The organism is Streptomyces sp. NPDC020299 (assembly GCF_044387825.1).
GTDB lineage: Bacteria > Actinomycetota > Actinomycetes > Streptomycetales > Streptomycetaceae > Streptomyces.
This window is the reverse complement of record NZ_JBIRWL010000002.1, coordinates 362,200-381,483: the sequence shown is the minus strand read 5'-3', so window position 1 is coordinate 381,483 and position 19,284 is coordinate 362,200. Positions and strand designations below refer to the sequence as shown.

General features: G+C 71.1%; 18 protein-coding genes. 7 read left to right on the top strand and 11 right to left on the bottom strand.

Features of this window, described 5'->3' with window-relative positions:
- Positions 1-106: 106 nt before the first annotated feature.
- The 3 genes from ACH45E_RS05910 (at position 107) to ACH45E_RS05900 (ending at position 2,950) form a co-directional block, all read left to right on the top strand.
- Complete coding sequence (locus ACH45E_RS05910; RefSeq protein ID WP_361444346.1) at positions 107-598, top strand: DUF485 domain-containing protein; 492 nt, start codon at positions 107-109, stop codon at positions 596-598.
- The gene (locus tag ACH45E_RS05905; protein WP_361444349.1) at positions 595-2,211 is read left to right on the top strand and encodes a cation acetate symporter; all 1,617 of its coding nucleotides are present in this window, start codon (positions 595-597) and stop codon (positions 2,209-2,211) included. The genes ACH45E_RS05910 and ACH45E_RS05905 overlap by 4 nt, the downstream gene beginning before the upstream one ends.
- 166 nt (positions 2,212-2,377) lie before the next feature.
- Positions 2,378-2,950: a MarR family winged helix-turn-helix transcriptional regulator gene (locus ACH45E_RS05900; RefSeq protein ID WP_361444351.1), complete on the top strand. Its 573-nt coding sequence runs from the start codon at positions 2,378-2,380 to the stop codon at positions 2,948-2,950.
- Here ACH45E_RS05900 and ACH45E_RS05895 read toward each other — a convergent pair whose 3' ends face one another.
- The 10 genes from ACH45E_RS05895 to ACH45E_RS05850 form a co-directional block, all read right to left on the bottom strand.
- Positions 2,951-3,646, bottom strand: coding sequence for a gamma-glutamyl-gamma-aminobutyrate hydrolase family protein (locus ACH45E_RS05895; protein WP_361444354.1), 696 nt, complete (start codon positions 3,644-3,646; stop codon positions 2,951-2,953). It abuts the gene before it with no gap.
- Positions 3,643-5,133, bottom strand: a complete 1,491-nt coding sequence (locus ACH45E_RS05890) for an aldehyde dehydrogenase (protein WP_361444357.1) — start codon at positions 5,131-5,133, stop codon at positions 3,643-3,645. The genes ACH45E_RS05895 and ACH45E_RS05890 overlap by 4 nt, the downstream gene beginning before the upstream one ends.
- A 60-nt stretch (positions 5,134-5,193) precedes the next feature.
- Positions 5,194-6,639 (bottom strand): APC family permease, encoded by a 1,446-nt coding sequence (locus ACH45E_RS05885; protein WP_361444360.1) that lies wholly within the window; start codon positions 6,637-6,639, stop codon positions 5,194-5,196.
- 186 nt (positions 6,640-6,825) lie between these two features.
- On the bottom strand, positions 6,826-7,452 hold the full coding sequence (locus ACH45E_RS05880) for a TetR family transcriptional regulator (protein ID WP_361444362.1): 627 nt from the start codon (positions 7,450-7,452) through the stop codon (positions 6,826-6,828).
- A 43-nt stretch (positions 7,453-7,495) separates the two neighbouring features.
- Positions 7,496-8,341, bottom strand: coding sequence for a fumarylacetoacetate hydrolase family protein (locus tag ACH45E_RS05875; protein ID WP_361444365.1), 846 nt, complete (start codon positions 8,339-8,341; stop codon positions 7,496-7,498).
- A gap of 11 nt (positions 8,342-8,352) precedes the next feature.
- Entirely contained in the window at positions 8,353-9,291 is a 939-nt protein-coding gene (locus ACH45E_RS05870) for a 3,4-dihydroxyphenylacetate 2,3-dioxygenase (RefSeq protein WP_361444368.1), read from the bottom strand.
- Positions 9,284-10,744: an aldehyde dehydrogenase gene (locus ACH45E_RS05865; RefSeq protein WP_361444371.1), complete on the bottom strand. Its 1,461-nt coding sequence runs from the start codon at positions 10,742-10,744 to the stop codon at positions 9,284-9,286. Before ACH45E_RS05865 ends, ACH45E_RS05870 begins: the two co-directional genes overlap by 8 nt.
- A gap of 46 nt (positions 10,745-10,790) precedes the next feature.
- A complete protein-coding gene (locus tag ACH45E_RS05860; RefSeq protein WP_361444374.1) occupies positions 10,791-11,603 on the bottom strand; it encodes an acetoacetate decarboxylase family protein in 813 nt (270 codons plus the stop codon).
- Between the two features lie 10 nt (positions 11,604-11,613).
- A complete protein-coding gene (locus ACH45E_RS05855) occupies positions 11,614-12,822 on the bottom strand; it encodes an FAD-dependent oxidoreductase (protein ID WP_361444939.1) in 1,209 nt (402 codons plus the stop codon).
- 5 nt (positions 12,823-12,827) lie between these two features.
- A complete protein-coding gene (locus ACH45E_RS05850; RefSeq protein ID WP_361444377.1) occupies positions 12,828-13,016 on the bottom strand; it encodes a ferredoxin in 189 nt (62 codons plus the stop codon).
- Positions 13,017-13,366: 350 nt separating this feature from the next.
- Between ACH45E_RS05850 and ACH45E_RS05845 the strand changes: the two genes are divergently transcribed.
- Positions 13,367-14,716: a glutamine synthetase family protein gene (locus tag ACH45E_RS05845; RefSeq protein ID WP_361444380.1), complete on the top strand. Its 1,350-nt coding sequence runs from the start codon at positions 13,367-13,369 to the stop codon at positions 14,714-14,716.
- A gap of 68 nt (positions 14,717-14,784) precedes the next feature.
- Entirely contained in the window at positions 14,785-16,071 is a 1,287-nt protein-coding gene (locus tag ACH45E_RS05840) for a cytochrome P450 (protein ID WP_361444383.1), read from the top strand.
- Between the two features lie 37 nt (positions 16,072-16,108).
- On the opposite strand, the gene ACH45E_RS05835 is transcribed toward ACH45E_RS05840, so the two are convergent.
- Positions 16,109-17,473, bottom strand: a complete 1,365-nt coding sequence (locus tag ACH45E_RS05835; protein WP_361444386.1) for an aminotransferase class I/II-fold pyridoxal phosphate-dependent enzyme — start codon at positions 17,471-17,473, stop codon at positions 16,109-16,111.
- A 173-nt stretch (positions 17,474-17,646) separates the two neighbouring features.
- Between ACH45E_RS05835 and ACH45E_RS05830 the strand changes: the two genes are divergently transcribed.
- Positions 17,647-18,138 (top strand): MarR family transcriptional regulator, encoded by a 492-nt coding sequence (locus tag ACH45E_RS05830; protein ID WP_361444389.1) that lies wholly within the window; start codon positions 17,647-17,649, stop codon positions 18,136-18,138.
- A gap of 779 nt (positions 18,139-18,917) precedes the next feature.
- A complete protein-coding gene (locus ACH45E_RS05825) occupies positions 18,918-19,271 on the top strand; it encodes a peptidoglycan-binding domain-containing protein (protein ID WP_361444392.1) in 354 nt (117 codons plus the stop codon).
- Positions 19,272-19,284 lie beyond the last annotated feature (13 nt).

The window sequence follows — 19,284 nt, the reverse complement described above, 5'->3', positions numbered from 1 at the left end:
GTCAGCAGGCTTAACAGCCATTCCAACCAGTCGGTATCGTGCGCCGCCGCACCCGTTCTTCACCGCCCACCTCCCACGGAACAGCGCCGCACCGGAAGGCCATGCGATGACACACCCCGACGACCACCGGTACCCACCACCAGCACCGCCGGGATGGCCACAGCAACGACCCGAGCCCTACGCCCCGCGGTACCACTCGTACGGATACGACACCTCCCGCTACGACTCGTACACCTCATACGACTCGTACGGGCACGACGCCAGGTACGCACCGTACGCGGCCGAGCCCGAGCCGCACAGCACCGACCTCGCCGCCCTGCGCTCGGCCTACCGAGTGCTCCGCCGGGTCTCCACGCTCACCGCGCTCGGCTCCTTCGTGGTGTACGTGGCACTGTCCTGCTGTGCACCGGGCCTGATGGGGGCGAAGGTCGCCGGTGAGGTGAGCCTGGGCATGGCGCTGGGGGTCCTCCAACTCGTCGTCACCTTCGCGGCGGTCGTCTGGTACGGCCGCAGCGCCGAGCGCTTCGTGGACCCGTTGGCGCAGGTCGTCAGGGAGCGCACGGTCCGGCCGGGCCGGGATGCCGGGGTGGCGAGATGAACGACTTCGGTTCCGGCACGCAGGCCATCGTCCTGGTCCTGTTCAGCGCCCTGGTCACCATCACCCTGCTGATGTGTGTGATGGCGGGACCCGACCGCGACGACCTGACGAACTTCTACACCGGCTACCTCTCGCTCACCCCGCTCAAGAACGGCCTGGCGATCGCGGGCGACTACATCTCCGCGGCGACGGTGCTGAGCACCACCGGCATCGTCGCGCTCGCCGGATACGACGGTTACGTGCTGGCGGTCAGCACCGCCATGTCCCTGGTGCTGCTGATGTTCCTGCTGGCCGAACCGTTGCGCAACGCCGGCAGCTTCACCATGGGTGACGTCCTGGCCCGGAACATGCCGGGGCGGGCCGTCCGCATCGCCTCCTGCGTGGTGACACTCACGGCGACCCTGCCCTTCCTGGTCGTCCAGCTGTCCGGAGCCGGGTCACTGCTCACTTTCATCCTGGGCATCCCCCACGAGGCCGGCGCCAGGACGACGTGCATCGTCCTGGTCGGCAGCCTGATGATCATTTACGCCGCCATCGGGGGCATCCGGGGCACCGCGCTCATCCAGATGATCAAGATCGTGATCCTGCTGGGCACCAGCGTCACCGTCGCGGCCCTGGTCCTGAACCGCTTCGACTGGAGCCCCGGCGAGGTGCTCCGGGCCGCCCAGCGCGGCAGCGGAGCGGGCCCCGCCTTCCTCCAGCAGGGCCTGCAACTCGGCACCTCGGCCGGTGACCGGCTGGACTTCGCCAGTCTCCAGATCACCGTGATCCTCGGTGCGGCCTGTCTGCCGCACATCACGATGCGCCTGTACTCCGCGCGGGACGTGCCCGCCGTGCGCCGCTCCATGTCGTGGGCGGTGGGCACGGTCACCACGTTCTGCCTGCTCGTGATCGTCATGGGCACGGGCGCGGCGGCACTGGTGGGATCGCGGTACATCACCGCGGCCGACCCGCACGGCAGGACGTCGGTGCTGATGCTGTCCCGGGCGCTCGACGGCGACGCCAGCTCCGCGGGCACGACGATCCTCTACGCGGCCATGGCGGGCACGGTCTTCATCACCCTGCTGTCCTCGGTCGCGGGGATGACCCTGGCCGCGGCCTCCTCACTCGCCCATGACCTGTTCGCCCATGCGGCGCGGCGCGGACAGGCGGCACCGCGTACCGAGATGACGGTCGCGGCGTGGACGAGCGTGGCGGTGGGGATCGTCGCCATCATGCTCTCCACCCTGGTCCAGAACTGGGACGTCGGCGTGCTGACCACGCTGGCGATCTGCGTCGGGGCATCGGCCGTGGCCCCCGCACTGACCTACTCCCTGTTCTGGCGGGGATTCACGCGCACCGGCCTGCTCGCCGCCCTCTACGGCGGCGCGGCCTGCGCGGTGGTGCTGATGGCCTTCTCCAAGGCCGTCTCGGGCACGCCGTCCGCGGTCTTCCCGCACGCGGACTTCAGCTGGTTCCCCATGCAGTCCACCGGCCTGGTCTCCATCCCGTTCGGGTATCTGGCGGGCTGGCTGGGCAGCCGTCTCGACCACCGGCGCAGCACTGCCGCGAGCCGCGAGAACCGTCGGCTGTACGAGGAGAGCGAGGCACAGTTGCTGGCCGCGGCCGAATGACCCATGGGCGGCGGGGCTTCGGCGCCTACCGGGCCCCTACAATTTGAGACCGAACGACCGTGCGGCGGTCAGCCACCGTACGGTCGCCGGCGAAGAACCGGAAGGACCACAAGGACCCGAAGGCCCGCAGGTCCTGAAGGCCCCGAAAGACTTGAAGGAGCCGCCCGTGCCCGGCCAGCGATCCATCACCGAAGCCGAGAAGCTCGCCTCGGCCAAGCTCGGCGGCATCCCGATCCGCCGGGACCAGATGGCGGCCGTGGCGAACATCTACCGGGCCGCCTCCGCGGTACGCCAGCACCTGGAGAACTCCGTGCTGCGGGGCTCGGACCTCACCTGGACGGCGTTCGTCGTGCTGTGGGTCGTCTGGGTGTGGGGCGAGTCGGAGACCCGGCACGTGGCCGAGGAGGCCGGCATCTCCAAGGGCACCCTCACCGGGGTGGCCCGCACCCTGGAGTCGCGCGGGCTGATCGGCCGCGCCGGGCATCCGAGTGACGGCCGGCTGGTGCTGCTCAGCCTCACGGACAAGGGCGAGGAACTGATGCGGCGGGTGTTCCCGGCGTTCAACGAGGAGGAGGCCTTCGTGACCTCCCGGCTCAGCGACGCCGAGTGCCGCGGTCTCGCGGAGGGGCTGCGGCAGGTCGTGCTCCAGGTGGAGGAGCGCGGCGAGGAGCGCCGCCGCGAACTGCTCGACGGTTCCGAGCCCGCGCCGCGCCGCAGCGGGCGGCGCCCCAAGGCCTGATCAGCTCGCGGCCGCCCGCACCAGCGCGTCGAACAGGCGCTGCTGGAGCGGGTCCTCGTGCGCGGTGTCCTCGGGATGCCACTGCACGGCGGTGAACCAGCCCCGGGTGTCGGTCTGTTCGAGCCCCTCGACCGTGCCGTCGACGGCGGTCGCGGTGACGGTGAGCCCGTCGCCGAGGCGGTCCACGCGCTGGTGGTGGTAGCAGGAGGCGTCCGCCTTCGCCTCCCCCATGACCTGTTCGAGGCGGGAGCCGGGGCGGACGGTCACCGGGTGGCGGAGGTGCCGGTGGGTGTGCTCCGGGCCGCCCATGTCCTGCTCCAGGGTGCCGCCCAACGCCACGTTGACGACCTGGAGTCCACGGCAGACTGCCAGCAGGGGCAGGCCCGACTCCAGTGCGTGGCGGGCTACTTGGAGGTCGAAGGAGTCATGGAGTTCGTCGACGTCGTAGACGCTGTCATGGGTGTCGCCGGCGCCGTAGCGGTACGGGGCGAGGTCGCCGCCGCCGGGCAGCAGCACGCCGTCGAAGCGGGCGAGCCGGCCGGCCGCACCGGTGTCGGCGGGGTGGATGCTCGCGGGTTCGCCACCGGCCCGCCAGACGGCCTCGATCAGGGCCCGGGCGTTGACCTCGGCGGCGAAGCGCAGGGCCGAGGTGGTGGCGGAGAAGCGGGCGGGTACGGCGATGAGCGGTCGGGTCACAGCTGGATCCAGGTCGTCTTGAGTTCGGTGTACTTGTCGATCGCGTGCGCGGACTTGTCCCGCCCGTTCCCGGACTGCTTCATACCGCCGAAGGGCACGGTCAGGTCGCCTTCCTCGTAGCAGTTGACCCAGACCGTGCCGGCTCGCAGGGCGCGGGAGACCTGGTGTGCGGTGGACAGGCCGGAGGTCCACAGGCCGGCCGCGAGACCGTACTCGGTGGCGTTGGCGAGCCGGACCACCTCGTCCAGGTCGTCGAAGGCGAGGACGGACAGCACCGGGCCGAAGATCTCCTCCCGGGCCAGGCGCATGCCGGGTTCGACGCGGTCGAAGACGGTCGGCCGCAGATAGCTGCCGCCGGCCTCCGTCAGGGTGCGTTCGCCTCCCGTGCGCAGCCGGGCGCCTTGCTCGCGGCCGGTGTCGATGTGGTCCTGTACGCGCTCCAGGTGGGCCTCCCCGATCAGTGCGCCCATCTCGGTCGCCGGGTCGAGGGGGTCACCGAGCCTGAGTTCCCCGGCTCGGCGCACGACCGCCTCGGTCACGCGCTCGGCGATCGAGGAGTGGACCAGGAGCCGCGAGGGGGCGGTGCACATCTCGCCCTGGTTGAAGAAGACGCCCCAGGCGGCGGTGGCCGCGGCCCGGTCCAGGTCGGGGGCGTCGGGAAGGATGATGTTGGGCGACTTGCCGCCCAGCTCCAGCCAGACCCGCTTGAGGTTGGAGTCGGCGGAGTAGCGCAGGAAGTGGCGGCCGACGGCGGTGGAGCCGGTGAAGGCCAGCACGTCGATGTCCGGGTGGAGGCCGATGGCCCGCCCGGCCGTGGGGCCGTCGCCGGTGACCACGTTCAGGACGCCGGGCGGGAGTCCGGCCTCGGTGCCGATGCGGCCGAGGAGCAGCGCGGAGAGCGGGGAGTGCTCGGAGGGCTTGAGAACGACCGTGCAGCCGGCGGCGAGTGCCGGGGCCACCTTCCAACTCGCCAGTGTGAGAGGGAAGTTCCAGGGGACTACCGCGCCGACGACGCCCGTCGGCTCGCGGGTGACCAGGGCGAGGGCGTCGGGCGCGGTGTGCGGGGACTCGTCGGTGAGCTTGTCGGCCAGCTGGCCGTACCAGCGGAAGGTGCTGACCGCGGCACGCAGTTCGATGTCGTACGCCTCGGTGATCGGCTTGCCCATTTCCAGCGTGATGGTGAGGGCGAGCTGCTCCCTTTGCTCTTCGAGGAGTTCGGCCATCCGCAGCAGGACCCGGCCGCGTTCCGCGGGGGCCAGCCGCGGCCACGGGCCGGAGTCGAAGGCGCGGCGGGCGGCGGCCACGGCGTGGTCGACCTCGGCCTGCCCCGCGTCTGCGACCTGGCTGAGGAGCTGCCCGTCACGGGGTGAGACGACGGCGAAGGTCGCCCCTCCCCCAGGTTCGTCGGTCCCGTCGATGTGGTGCTGTACGGGCAGGTCGAGTGCCTTGGCCCGGCTGAGCAGTTCGTCGTGGGTGGCGTCCAGCATGTGTTCCTGTCCAGAAGTCGGGGGCCCGGCCGCGTGGCAGCCGGGCCCGGCGAAGGGGTGTCAGCGGCCGTGGACGACCCGTGCGGTCCCCGCCCCGAGCAGCAGCACCGCGGGGACGGCCAGGACGAGCCAGGTGGCCGTGGTGGTGTCGCCGCCGATGAGGGTCGTGAAGTTGGCGAGGACGACCCAGATGACGGCGGCGATGCCAAGGGCGCCGAGGGCCGGGGCGATCAGCGTCTGCCAGGGCCGGGTGTCGAGACGCTCGCGGCGGAAGAAGACGATCACGGAGACCGAGGTGAGGAGGTACAGGAGCATGCAGGCCAGGACGCCGACACCGCTGAACCAGGAGAACAGGGTGAGGACCGGGTCCTTGCCCGTGAGTGCGAAGGGCATCACCAGGAGCACCGCGATCGCCGTCTGCACCATGCCCGCGGCCCATGGCGCATGCCGCTGGTTGAGGGTGCGCAGCCGGGCCGGCAGCAGGCCTTCACGGCTGAGGGAGAACAGATAGCGGTTGGCGGAGTTGTGGAAGGCGAGGATGCCGGCGAACAGGGAGGTGCCCAGCAGGACCGGCAGCACGTCGTTGACCCAGCCGCCGAACTGGCCGGCGATCGGTGCGAAGACGAACACCGTGGAATCGCCGCCCGCCAGCGCCTTGCCCGCGGCCGCGGTGACCTTCGAGGGGCCGTACGAGGAGACCAGCATCCAGGAGACGAAGGCGAAGAAGCCGGTGACGACCGCGACCGACAGGTAGGTGGCCCGGGGGACGGTCCGGTGGGGCTCGCGGGCCTCCTCGCCGTAGATGGCGGTGGCCTCGAAGCCGAACATCGAGGCGACGGCGAACATGAGCGCCACGCCGGGCGCGCCCTGGAGCACGGCGCCCGGCGAGAAGGTGCCGCCGAAGTCGAGGCCTTCGGGGCCGCCGCCCTTGAAGAAGGTGACCAGGGCGAACGCGAGCAGGATGCTGAACTCGGCCAGTACGAACACGGCGAGCAGCTTGGCCCCGAGTTCGATCCCGGCGGCACCCAGCACCTGGACGACGGCCATGGTCAGCAGGGCCCACACCCACCAGGCGAGGTGGGCGCCGGAGTAGTGCTCGACCAGGCCGCTGACGGTGAACCCGTACAGGCCGTACATCGCGGCCTGGACCGTGCAGTAGGCGAACAGCGCGACCGCGGCGCTGCCGCTGCCCGTCGTCCGGCCGAGGCCCTTGCCGATGTACGTGTAGAAGGCGCCGGCCTTGACGACGTGCCGGCCCATGGCCACGAAGCCCACCGAGAACAGCAGGATCACCGCTCCGGCGACGGCATAGGCGGCCGGGGCCCCGGGGCCGTTGCCGACGGCGACGGCGATCGGGACGGCGCCCGCGATGCCGGTGAGCGGCGCCTGGGCGGACAGGACGAAGAAGAGGATGCCCAGGACACCCAGGGCGTTGCGTTTGAGGGTTGCCGCGGGGCGGGTGCCCTCTCCGGCCTGCGGAGAGGCGTCGACCGTCTGACTGTCCACTCGGATCACCTGCTGAGGGGAAGGGAGGAGGTTTCGTTTTGAGCCAAACGAGTTGCCTCATGGTGGGCCGGAACTATCCATCTGACAAGGGGGTGGGGAGGGAATTCACGACAGGGAAACCGCCGCTCCCGGGGCATGGCAAACCCCCCGGCGCGACCGCGACGGGGGGCTCCGGGCCGGGCACGCTCAGTCGCGGTTCTCCCGCACCCGCTCACCCAGAGTGCGCAGCAGGGAACGCAGCTCGGCGAGGGCGGCCTCGGTGTCCGCGCGGTCGCCGATGCCGGTCAGCTGGTGCAGCACCAGGCCGTCCAGCGCGGCGAACACCAGGCGGTTGAACGCCGGGCTCGCGTCGCCGGGCAGTATGCGGGCCAGCTCGCGCTGCGAGGCGCCGAAGTACTCGTCGTACAGTTCGCGCACCTGCGGCAGCAGCTCCGGGCGGCGGCGGGCCTCCAGCAGCAGCTCGTACTGGTACGCCTGGCCGTCCGCGTCGTCCTCCACCATGTCCGTCAGCCCGCCGACGAAGTCCTCCGGCCGGCCGGTGCCGGGCTCCAGCAGGCTGCTGCTCAGGCTGACGCGCACGGCGTAGGCGAGGGACTCCTCGATCAGCGCGTCCCGGGAGCCGAAGTGGTGGACGACCAGACCATGGGTGACCCCGGCCTCCTCGGCCACGGCACGGTAGGTGAGGTGGCGCAGTCCTCGCCGGCCGACGACCCGGACCGCGGCCTTGAGCAGCGCCTCGCGCCCCTCGCCGTACCCCAGCCGCTTGCGCGACCGGGAATCGGGCCGGCGCGGGGTCTCGGCGGATTCGGTCATGGTCGCGACCCTACCCGCCGGGTGCCGCCGCAGGTCCTGGCGCTCAACGGCGCGGCGGGCGGATGCCACGGAACTCCCAGTCTCCGCCGAGTGCGGTGGACAGCACCTCCTCGGACTCGGTGGGCTGGGCGCCGACATCGGCACGGATCGGGGTCGGACCGGTGACGATGTGGTTGGTGAGCCGCCCGAGGCCCTCGACCTCGACCTCGACGACATCGCCGGGCCGGACCGGCCGGGAGTGGGCCGGGGTGCCGGACAGCAGCACGTCGCCGGGGTACAGCGTGATCGTGCGGGCGATGTCGGCGACGAGATAGTGCATGTCCCACTTCATCTCGTCGGTCGAGCCGTCCTGGACGACCTCGCCGTTGACGTACGTCCGCAGCCGCTTGCCGTGGAAGTCCCAGTCGGTGACCAGGCCCGGGCCGAGCGGACACAGGGTGTCCGAACCCTTCACCCGCAGCATGGAACCCGCGTCGGTGTCCCGGAAGTCGTGCAGCCCGTAGTCGTTGGCGACCGTGTAGCCGGCGATGTGCTCCCCCGCCTCGGCCGGGGAGATGTTCCGCGCGGCCTTCCCGATGACGATGGCGACCTCACCCTCGTAGTTGAGCCACTTGCAGCCCTCGGGACGGACGACGGCGCCCCGGTGGGAGTTGAGGGCGGAGGTCGGCTTGTGGAAGTAGGTCGGCGCGTCCGGAAGTTCGATCCGGAACTCGTCGACGCGACTGCGGTGGTTGAGATGAACGGCGATCACCTTGGACGGCACGACCGGCGGCAGGTGCTGCGCGTCCTCGGCCTTGACTCGGCGGCCGTCCCCGGCGACGAGTTCGTCCCCGTCGACGGTGACCTGGACGGCGGCGCCGTCGAGAAGGATACGGCGGTATTCGGGCATGGCCAGGCTCCTCAGATACGGCTGTGGGGGGTGCGTGGGGACTTCGGGAGACCGGTGCCGGTCCAGCCGTCGGCGGGCCGGTCGAACCAGAGGTGGACCTGGCCGGTGCCGACGGAGTTCTCGTACTCGCCGTACTGCCGGGCGCGGGCCACACAGGCCTGCTCGCCGAGAGCGCCGGCCATCATCAGGTAGTGGAAGAACTTCGCCTCGGGCTTGAACTTCCAGAAGGCGTCCATGGTCTCGAGAACCTTGTCGTGCCGGCCCTCCTTGAACCAGGCGATGCGCTCGTGGTCGGCCTCTCGGGCCTGCGGGGTGAAGATGTGGACCGGGTCGCTGGCCTCGTGGTCGCGCAGTTCGCGCAGCGGCCAGAAGGTGTGCGAGAGAGCACCCGAGGCGATGAGCAGCACCCGGCGTCCCGGGGTGGCGGCGATACCGTCGGCGAGGGCCCGCCCGAGCCGCAGATGGTCCTCCATGTCACCGGTCTGGCAGACGCCGATGGACACCCACCGCTTGTCGGGCAGACCTTCGCCGAGGAACTTCCAGAGGTTGATGGTGGCGTAGTAGATCGGCAGGTACTCGTCGTCGATGGCCGTGATCCAGGTGCCATGCTTGTCCGCGAACTGCTCAATACTGCGGGCGAGTTCGGGATCGCCAGGGAAGTCGTACCGCATCCGGCACATGCCGCGCGGCAGTTCCTCGGAGGTGAACAGCCCGGCCCGCCGCTGCTGGGCGGTGACGACGAACTCGACGGTGGTCGCCCAGTGGGAGTCGAGGACGACGACGGTGTCGTATTCGTGTGCGGCATCCCGCTCGAAGACGTCCTCGCGCAGCTGCCGAAGGCCGGTGACGAGGGTGATCTCCTTGCCCTCGTTGAGCTCCAGCCGGTCTGCCTCCGGCAGCACGATGGTGGGGACGTGAGCGAGGAGCCCCGCCCCGACGATCTCACCCATGGTCCTTGAAGCCCTTCGGTGCGGTGACGGTGTTCTTCAGGTCGCAGTAGAAGTCGAAGCTCCAGGTACCGCCCTCGCGCCCGACACCGGAGAGGCGGGAGCCGCCGAAGGGCGCCTGGAGGTCACGGACGAAGAAGCAGTTGACCCAGACGGTGCCCGCGACGAGCCGTGAGGTGACGCGCTGGACGCGCTCGGGGTCGCCGGTGGCGAGGGTGGCGGCGAGCCCGAACCGGGTGTCGTTGGCGAGCCGGACGGCTTCCTCCTCGTCGGCGAAGGTCTGGAGGGTCAGGACCGGTCCGAAGACCTCCTCCTGGACGATCTCACTGTCCTGCTCGACCTGGCTGAGCAGGGTCGGGGCGTAGAACTGGCCGTGCTCACGGTGTCCGCCGATCACGGCACGGGCGCCGGCCGCGACGGCCCGCCGTACGAATCCGTCGATCTTCTCCAGCTGACGGGGGTGGATGTTGGGCCCGATGTCGGTCCCCTCGTCGCGGGGGTCGCCCTGCACGAGCGAGCTCGCCCTCGCCACGAAACGGCGGGTGAACTCCTCGGCGGCCGACTCCTCGACGAGCAGACGGGTCCCGGCGAGGCAGACCTGCCCGGCGTTGTCGTACTGCTCCACCGCGAGGTCCACGGCAAGGTCCAGGTCGGCGTCGGCGAACACCAACAGCGGTGACTTGCCGCCGAGTTCAAGACTCAAGGGCGTCAGGTTGGCGGCGGCCGAGGCGGCGATCCGCTTGGCGGTGGGCACCGACCCCGTGAAGCTGATCCGGCGCACGTCCGGGTGGGAGGTGAGGGCGTCGCCGATCTCGGCGCCGTAACCCTGTACGACGTTCAGGACTCCGGCGGGCAACCCGGCCTCGGCGGCGATGTCGGCGAGCAGGGAGGCGGTGAGCGGGGACCACTCGGCGGGCTTGAGGACGACGGTGTTCCCGGCGGCGAGGGCCGGGGCGACCTTCCAGGTGGCCAGCATGAGCGGGGCGTTCCACGGGGTGATCAGCACGCAGGGGCCGGCGGGGTCCCAGCTGACGTGGTTGGTGTGTCCGCGCGTGTCGAAATCGTCGTGCTCCAGCTTCAGCAGCCAGTCCGCGAAGAAGCGGAAGTTGTGGGCGACGCGGGGCATGACGCCACGGCGGTGGGAACGGAGCAGCGCGCCGTTGTCGGTGGTCTCGACGATCGCGAGCTCTTCGAGCCGCTTCTCGACACCGTCGGCGACGGCGTTCAGGAGCCGGGCACGTTCGGCGCGGGGGGTGGCGGCCCAGGCGGGGAAGGCGGCGCGGGCGGCGGCGACGGCGGCGCGGGCTTCGGCGGGGCCGCCGCGGGCGATGTCACCGAGGGTGCTGCCGTCGAGGGGAGAGGTGTCGGTGAAGGTGTCACCGGAGGCGACGCGTCGACCGCCGATCCAGTGCCGGGTGTCGATGGAGACTCCCGCAACGATGATTCTGTCAGCCATGAGAAGGACTCCTATGGAAAGAAGGGGCTACTGCAGGTCACCGGCCTCACCCGGCAGACGCTCCGGAGGTCCCGCTCTCCAGCAACCGTCCGCCGTCCCAGACCACCCCGACCTGCCGGTAGTACGCGGCGATCGGCTCCCGGATCTCCAGCCGGGCCAGTTCCTCCGTGGGCGCCTCGAACAGCTCCAGCTCGGCATCGCCGACCCACGGTTGACCGCCCTCGAAGGCCGCGGCCCCGGACTCGATCAGCTCATCCAGAGCCAGCCCCTCGCCCTTCTCGATCGAAGGCAGCCACCGGTGATGAGCCATCGGATGCCCGTTCACGAACCCGTTCGTCTCGGCCGGCTCCCGCAGCGTCACCACCGTCTGGGCCAACCGCCGGTCCGCCGCGGCCAGCGTCGCCCCGAACCGCGCCCCGGCCTCGATCCGAGGCGCGGGCCCATAGGGGTGCGGCCGCGTCTGGTGGATCGACCCGAGCTTCTTCGGATACCCCTGGTGCAGCCCGCGAGCGATCGCGAAGTCCTTGTCGACCCAGATGTGGACGCACCGCGAGTACGTCCGCCCCCGGTACCGGCAGCGCACGACCGCGAACGCCTCCTTGTACTGCGCGCGCACCGGATCCAGCAGTTCCTCCCCCGATGCCGAGCACGACTGCCAGTCGGCCCAGATCAGAGCGACCGCACCGGGATCGTCGTCGGCCAACTCCAGTGGCTCGGGCAGGAGTTCACGCACCCGCGAGGGATCCGTGCGGTACTCGACGGTGAGCAGGTCACCGGAGTACCGCCACGGAGGCGAGGGGATCAGCGACGAGGCACCGCTCGCCGTCTTCGGATGGAAGTAACCACGGAGACTGGCCACGTGAGGCTCCTTAAACAGTCAGTGCGGGCTGCTTGAGCAGTTCGGCGCGGTAGCGGGCGGCGGACGCGGCGACGGTCCGGCCGCCGAGCGCCACGACCCCGACGAGCCGGCCGTCGCGGCGGTAGCCGACGAGAACGTCCCCGTCCGGGTCGCCGTCGAGGACCCGGACGTCGCCCTTGCCCAGCACAGGCGCTCCGAAGGACTGGAGCCGGAAGTCGTGCTGGTCGCTCCAGAAGGTGGGCAGCGGCGCGAAGGGCGCCGACTCGTCCTGCTCTCCGGAGAGATGACCCACGAGCACCCTCGCCGCGTGCTTGGCGGTGTCGGTCGGGATCGACCAGTGCTCGGCCCGGCGCGGTACGTCGTCGTAACGGGCGTTGGGGAAGCGGGCCACGTCGCCGACCGCCACGACCTCCGGACGCCCGCCGACCCGCAGCAGCCCGTCCGTCAGCACACCGTCGGCGAGATCGAGCCCGTTGCCGTCGAGCCATTCGGTGTTGGCGACCGATCCCACCGACTCGACGACCACATCGGCGGGCAGCACGGAACCGTCGCTCAGCACCACACCGGTGACCCGCCCCGCACCGGCGAACCCGGCCACCCCGGTGCCCAGAGCGAAGCGCACCCCGCGCTCCTCGTGCCGCCTCAGCAGCGCCCGGCCCAGCAGCTCCCCGAGCGGCCCGGCCATCGGCAGGCGCAGCGGATCGACGACCGTCACCTCGGCGACCCCGAGCCCCACCGCGGTCGCGGCGACCTCGCAGCCGATGAACCCCGCACCGACCACGACGAGCCGGACACCGGGCCGGATCAGCTCATCGCGCAGACCCCGGGCGTCGTCGAGGGTGCGGACCGTGTGCCGGCCGGCGAGCGGTCCCGGGCAGTTCAGGCGCCGGGGGCGCATCCCGGTGGCGACGACCAGTCCGTCGTACGGCAGCACCGCGCCGTCGTCGAGCCGGACCGTCCGCTCGTCCAACCAGGCGGCTGTGACCCTTCTGCCCAGCCGCCACTCGACGTCCGACACGCTCGCGCGCGGCCGGAAGGCAAGGGACTCGAAGGGGGCCCTGCCGGCCAGGACCTCCTTGGACAGGGGCGGCCGGTTGTAGGGCATGTGCGGTTCGTCGCCGACGAGGGTGATCGCTCCGCTCCAGCCCGCCGCGCGCAGTTGCTCGGCGGCGCGCAGGCCGGCCATGGAGGCGCCGGCGACGACGATACGGGCGTTCATCATGGTCAGGCCTCGACCCGGATGGCCTGGAGCGGGCAGACGTCGGCCGCTTCCTCGACCTCGTCGCGCAGCGCGCCGTCCGGGTCGGAGACGTACGCCAGGTGGCCCGCGTCGTCCAGCGAGAAGACGTCGGGGGCCGCGAAGACGCACTGGCCGTGGTCCTGGCACTTGTTCATGTCGACGACGACCTTCATGGCCGTTCCTCCTGAGGAAGCGGGAGCGAAGGGGGTGGGAGAAGTGGGCCCGGCCGGTCATATCGGCCGGGCCCTGCCAACGGGGTGCGGCGAACCGCATCCCGAACTCGTTTGGCTTCAAACAAGGTAGGCAGGCGCCACCCCCTGGTCAATAGCTATCCGTATGGATAAATTCTTCGGGTCGCCCCCTTGCGGCACGGTGCACCCCTCCTTACCGTTTGGTTTCAAACAACAGGCCGGACGGCTGCCCGCGTCATCGCGCCCCCGCCCTCACCACCCACGCCACCCGCCTCCCGGACCCCCGGTCCGGAAGGCGGTGCCCCGACGTCCGTCCGTCCGAGGAGACAACGGTGAGCGATCAAGACCTGTCAGAAGTCCGCCGGCACGTGGACCGGCTCGCCGCCGACGGCATCGACGTCGTCCGGGTGACGTATCCCGACCTCATCGGCACGGACCGGGCCCGTGACGTACTCCTGGAGGAGCTGCCCCGGGCCGTGGAGCACGGGCTGGCCTTCTGCCGGGCCGTGTACCACACCAGCCCGCAAGGGGACGTGGTCCCGGTCAGCGGCGGCCTGGACGCCGGCCTGCCGGACATCTGCGTACGGCCCGACCTCGACACCGTGGTCGCGCTGCCCTGGGAACCGGGGGTGGCCGCCTGTCTCGCCGATGTCGTCGCCCCCGCCACCGGGGCGCCTGTCCCCGAGTCGCCACGCGACCTGCTCCGCTCGGTCCTCGACCGGTGCGGGGAGTACGGGCTGAGCCCGGTCGTGGGACCCGAGCTGGAGTACTTCCTGTGCGATCCGGAACCGGCCGGCGGCTGGCGCCGCTATGCCGGCACCCCCGGCGTCGTCTACACGGCCGGCCTGCGCGCCGACCCCGACAACCACCTGCTGCGCACCCTGCGGCAGGTCCGCGGCCTCGGCCTCGGGGTACTCAGCGGGAACCACGAGTTCGACGGCGGGCAGTTCGAGATCAACCTGCTGCACTCCGACGCCCTCTCCGCCGCCGACCGGGCGTTCCGCTTCAAGTCCGCGGTCAAGGAGCTGGCCCGGCGCGAGGGCAGGCTCGCCACGTTCATGGCGAAGCCCTTCAACGACGCGGGCGGCTCCGGCTTCCACCTGCATCTCTCCTGCACGGACCCCGAGGGCCGCAACGCCTTCGACGACCCCTCCGGCGCCCACGGCCTGTCGGCCACCGCCCGGCACGCGATCGCCGGTGTGCTCGCCCACGCGCCCGCCCTGGCCGCGCTGCTCAACCCGACCGTCAACTCGTACAAGCGCTTCGGCCCCGACACGCTTGCCCCCTGGCTGATCGACTGGGGCCTGGACAACCGCAGCGCGATGGTCCGCATCCCGCCGGAGCGGGGTTCCGGCGCCCGGCTCGAACTGCGCCTCGGCGACGCGAGCGCCAACCCGTACCTGGCCGTCGCCGCGACCGTCGCCGCCGCGCTCCTGGGTGTCCTGGCCGGCGAGGAGCCCGCCGCCCCGCTGGAGGGCTACGGCTACGACACCGCCAGGGCCGCGATGCTGCCGAGGGACCTGTCCGCCGCGCTCGACGCGCTGGAGGCCGACACCGCCCTGGCCGGGCTGCTCGGCAAGGACTTCACCACTTCCTACCTCTCCTACAAGCGCAACGAGGTCGAACGCTTTGGACGGCACGTCACCGACTGGGAGTTCACCGAGTACGCCTACCACCTGTGACGCCCTGTCACCCGTGACGCCCTACGACCTGTGACGCCCTACGACCCGTGCCACCTGGGAGCCTGACGATGACGACCGAGACCCGGACCACCGATCTGCCCGAGCCGCTGCCGCTCGCGGACGTCGATCTCGCCGACCTGGACAACTTCACCGACGGGGTCACCCCCTGGCGCATGTTCCACACGCTGCGCCATGAGGACCCGGTCCACTGGCAGCCCGAGGGCGCCCCCAACTCCGGCTTCTGGGCCGTGACCCGGCACGCCGACATCGCGCGCGTCGACCGGGACGCCGAGACCTTCACCTCCACCCGGTTCGTCAACCTGGAGGAGGTCGACGAGGACCAGATCAGGAAGCGCGCCTCCATCCTGGAGCTGGACGGCGCCCGCCACCGTGCCCTGCGCGGCGTCATCCAGCGCCAGTTCGGCGCCGACGTCATCAGCGGCTACACCGACTTCCTCCGCGGCCTGACCGCCCGGACCCTCGACGCGGCCCTGGCCAAGGGGACCTTCGACTTCGTCGAGGAGGTCTCCGCCGACTTCCCCATCAACGTCCTGGCCCGCCTCCTCGACGTCCCCCAGGAGGACAACCAGCAGCTCATCGACTGGGGCAACCGCATCATCGGCAACACCGACCCCGACTACGCGGACGTCCTGCTGCACAGCGAGGAGAGCGAGAAGTACCGCGACCTGCCCTTCCGCTCCCCCGCCTCCCTGGAGGTCTTCGCATACGGGCGCGAACTGGCCCGGCAGCGGCGCGGCGGCACCGCCGGCGACCTGGTGTCCAAGCTGGTCAACACCACCCCGCGGGACGGCGTCCCGCTCTCCCCGCAGGACTTCGACAACTACTTCCTGCTCCTGGTGGTGGCCGGCAACGAGACCACCCGCCACACCATCACCCACTCCATGCTGGCCCTCCTCCAGCACCCCGAGCAGCTGGCCCGCCTCCAGGACGAGCCGTCCCTGATCCCGGCGGCGGTCGAGGAGTTCCTGCGCTGGGCCTCCCCCGTCTACCACTTCCGGCGCACCGCGACCCGGGACGTTGAGCTCGGCGGCAAGCGCGTCAAGGAGGGCGACAAGGTCGTCATGTGGTACGCCTCCGGCAACCGCGACGAGGAGGTGTTCGGCAATCCGTACGACTTCGACGTGGCCCGGCGGAACAACGACCACGTGACCTTCGGCAAGGGCAGCCCGCACCTGTGCCTGGGCAACCTGCTCGCCCGCACCGAGATCCGGATCATGTTCGAGGAGCTGATCCCCCGCCTCGCCGGCGTCCGCCTGGCCGGCGAGGTGCCCCGGGTGCGCTCCAACTTCGTCAACGGCATCAAGAAGCTGCCGGTGGAAGTGACACTCGCCTGACCGGAGCGCGAGGCCCGGGGCGGGGCCGCACACGTGATCACCGGGACCGTGCGAGCTCCTCGACGCGGGTGTGCAGGTGCTTGACGTGGTGCTCGGACTCCGGCTTCATCAGGACGCTGCGGAGGATGCGGGCACCTTGGGCGTCGGCGGTGATCTCGGCGTGTCGTGCGGTGAACGCCTCCCGGCCGGCCTTGAGGGTGCTCAGGAACACCGGGTCGGGGCCGGTCATGCCGTCGCTCAGGATGCGGGCGGAGGCGGTGTCGATGCCGGTCAGGGTGGCGGGTTCGACGACCGGGAAGTAGCTGACGATGTCCAGTTCCGGGCGCTGGTAGAGCTCCAGGACGTCCGACGCGGTGATCAGCTCCGCCCAGTTCAGCGCGGCGCGCCGGCCGGCCGCCAGCACCTGGCCGAGTCCCTGCGGGGTGGGCGGCAGGAGCCGGAAGGTGAGCCACAGGGCAGCCGCGGAGGCTCCTGCCCGTGAGCATTCGAGGCTGATCTCTCCGAGGTGGAGCTCGGTGGAGGTGAAGTAGGTGTAGGGCGAGTCGTGGAGGTAGAAGCGGCCCACCCCGGGATCGCGGAAGAGAACGGCGCCGCAGCCGTAGGGCTGGAGCCCGTGCTTGTGCGGGTCGACGACGATCGAGTCGCACTGCGCGATGGCCCGCCAGGGCTCGGATGGGAGCCCCTCCGGGCCGTCGGCGCCGGCCAGCAGGGTGAAGAAGCCGCCGTAGGCGCCGTCGACGTGGATGCGGACGCCGTAGCGCTCCTTCAGGACCAGGGCCTCATGGACCGGGTCGACCGCTCCGAGTCCGGTGGTGCCGGTGGTGAGGACGACGGTGCCCACGTCACCGGTGCGCAGCAGGTCCTCCAGGGCGTCGAGGTCCATGCGGCCCCGGCCGTCGGTGCGGACCGGGTGGCCCTTCATGCCCAGGACATGGCACATGCGGCCGTGCGTGTAGTGGGCCTCGGCACTGTAGGCGACGCCCTGTCCGGGGTGGAGTTCGCGCGCGACGAAGAGTGCTTCGAGGTTGGCGATCGTGCCGCTGGTGGTGAGGTGGCCGAGGTGGGCGTCGTAGCCGAACATCGCGGCCAGCTGTGCGACGGCCTCGCGTTCCATCCGTGCGGTGGCGGGGCCGCCGTCCAGGGCGTGGTTGTTCGGGTTGATCAGCATCGCGGCGAGGTAGCCGACCACGGCGGCCGGGTGCGGGGGCTTGAGCATCTGGCCGGCGTAGCGCGGGTGGAAGAAGGGGTAGTTGTCGCTCAGCCGCCCGGTGAACTCCTCGAACGCCTCGCCGAACCTGTCGTCTTCGACCAGGACGGAGGCGTGTGCCGGGTAGGGGCCGAAGGTGTCGGCCCATTCCTGTATCGCGTCGGTGGCTCGGCCCAGCCAGTACTGCAGGTCCACTGGTCTCTCCCTCTTCCCTGGCATCTCCGGTGAGGTGGCGCGTGTCCACCATAGAATTTCGCTGATCAGTCAGCAATTGACTGCTCAGCAATTGAGACATCAGTAGGTGATGGAACAGTAAACTCGCGTGGAGGGGCCCTTCCGGGCCGGCACCGACTGGAGGGCTCGACCAGGTGAAAGACGCGATCCGGACGGACGACGAAGCCGCCGCCCGCGCCGCCAGCAGCGCGCTCGTCCACGACTTCGGGCTGCTGATCAAGTCCGCCACCCGCCTTGAGCAGCGGATCGACACGGCGCTGCGGCAGGAGTGCGGTATCAGCCACACGATGATGGAGGTGCTGATCAGACTCTGCCGACAGCCCGGTGAAGAGGTCTCGCAGCGACAGCTGGCCGACGACCTCACGCTCACGAGCAGCGGCACCACCCGTCTGATCGACCGCATGGAGGAAGCCGGCCTGGTCCGCCGCCTGCCGTCTCCCGAGGACCGCAGAGTGGCCCTGGTCGAACCGACCCGGCAGGGCCGTGCGGCCTTCCTCCGGGCCGCGGATGTCCACGCCCGCGTCGTCCAGCGGTACTTCGTCGACCCACTGGACCCCGGGGACTACACCCGGCTGACCCATGCGCTGGGCGAGATCGACACCGCACTGCGCGAGGACGCCGGGTGAGAGACCGCCGGCACCCGGGGCGCACCGGGCAAGCGCCGGCGCCTACCGGTCGCGGCCGACCGGCCCCGGCGGATTGAGACAACCCCGGACGGACTGCGTATCCCGCAGAAGGAAACGGGTGTCCCACGGATGTGGGCCGAGGAGGACTGCCGATGGACCGCGACGGCCCCGCACCACAGCCCTCCCTCGCGTCGGAGCGTGAGGCCGGGGAGAGGCTGCAGGACTCCTTCCAGGCGATCCTGGACGCCCTCGACGCCGCGCGGGCCGAGCTTCACGTCGTGGACGCAGGCCAGGGAACAGCGAGTTCGCCGTGGTCCTTCGAGCACCACGGCGAAACGGCCGGGGGCCGCGTCCGCACAGATCCTTCCAGTGCCCCCTCACCTCCCCCTCCGCACCCTCCGCACCCTCCGCACCCTCCGCACCCTCCACACCCGCCGCAGCCGCCGTCGCCCGCGTATCCGCCGCGGACTCAGTGGACGGGGAGTCGAGCCGCACGCCTGGTTCCCACCCCCGCGGGGGTGCAGCCGCTGTGGTCGCGCGGCATGCCAGGGGTGGCGGGAGAGCAGCCCGCCACAAGCGACGCGGGCCCGACGCGGCCCGGACCGCCGGCAGTCCGCCCCGTCCCCGGGCCTCCGTCGGCGCCTCCCATCGCCCCGCCCCATGTGCCGCCACCACGCCCGGCTCACGACCCGACGCCCCTGACGGAGGGAGGCCGGGGACATCGGCGCTCCACCGACCGGCGGCGCACCCGGATCGCCGGCGTCTTCGGGCTGGGCACCGTGAGCGGCCTGATCCTCGCCTCTTCGCTGTTCACGAACGAGCCCTCCGCGTCGACGGCACCGCCCGCGTCCCTGGGGCAACCGGAACGGCCCCTGCCCGGCGACACCCGGCTTCCCGAGATCCCGGGCACCGGGGTACTGCGTGAGGGCGACAGCGGCCACGGGGTGTACGAGTTGCAGGTACGTCTGCTCCAGATCCCGCAGATCTACGACGGCGGTGCGATCGACGGCCGCTTCGGCACGGAGGTCCGGCAGGCGGTGGCCCGGTTCCAGAAACGGTTCGGCGTCCATGGGGACGAGACCGGCGTGTACGGGGACAACACCCGCTACGCCCTCATGCTGCGCACGAAGTAGCCGCGGCCGGCCC

Coding starts and splice junctions, on each gene's coding strand:
- ACH45E_RS05910 (WP_361444346.1), top strand. CDS start 107: ATGACACACCCCGACGACCACCGGTACCCACCACCAGCACCGCCGGGA.
- ACH45E_RS05905 (WP_361444349.1), top strand. CDS start 595: ATGAACGACTTCGGTTCCGGCACGCAGGCCATCGTCCTGGTCCTGTTC.
- ACH45E_RS05890 (WP_361444357.1), bottom strand. CDS start 5,133: ATGCTGGACGCCACCCACGACGAACTGCTCAGCCGGGCCAAGGCACTC.
- ACH45E_RS05880 (WP_361444362.1), bottom strand. CDS start 7,452: ATGACCGAATCCGCCGAGACCCCGCGCCGGCCCGATTCCCGGTCGCGC.
- ACH45E_RS05875 (WP_361444365.1), bottom strand. CDS start 8,341: ATGCCCGAATACCGCCGTATCCTTCTCGACGGCGCCGCCGTCCAGGTC.
- ACH45E_RS05870 (WP_361444368.1), bottom strand. CDS start 9,291: ATGGGTGAGATCGTCGGGGCGGGGCTCCTCGCTCACGTCCCCACCATC.
- ACH45E_RS05865 (WP_361444371.1), bottom strand. CDS start 10,744: ATGGCTGACAGAATCATCGTTGCGGGAGTCTCCATCGACACCCGGCAC.
- ACH45E_RS05855 (WP_361444939.1), bottom strand. CDS start 12,822: ATGAACGCCCGTATCGTCGTCGCCGGCGCCTCCATGGCCGGCCTGCGC.
- ACH45E_RS05850 (WP_361444377.1), bottom strand. CDS start 13,016: ATGAAGGTCGTCGTCGACATGAACAAGTGCCAGGACCACGGCCAGTGC.
- ACH45E_RS05840 (WP_361444383.1), top strand. CDS start 14,785: ATGACGACCGAGACCCGGACCACCGATCTGCCCGAGCCGCTGCCGCTC.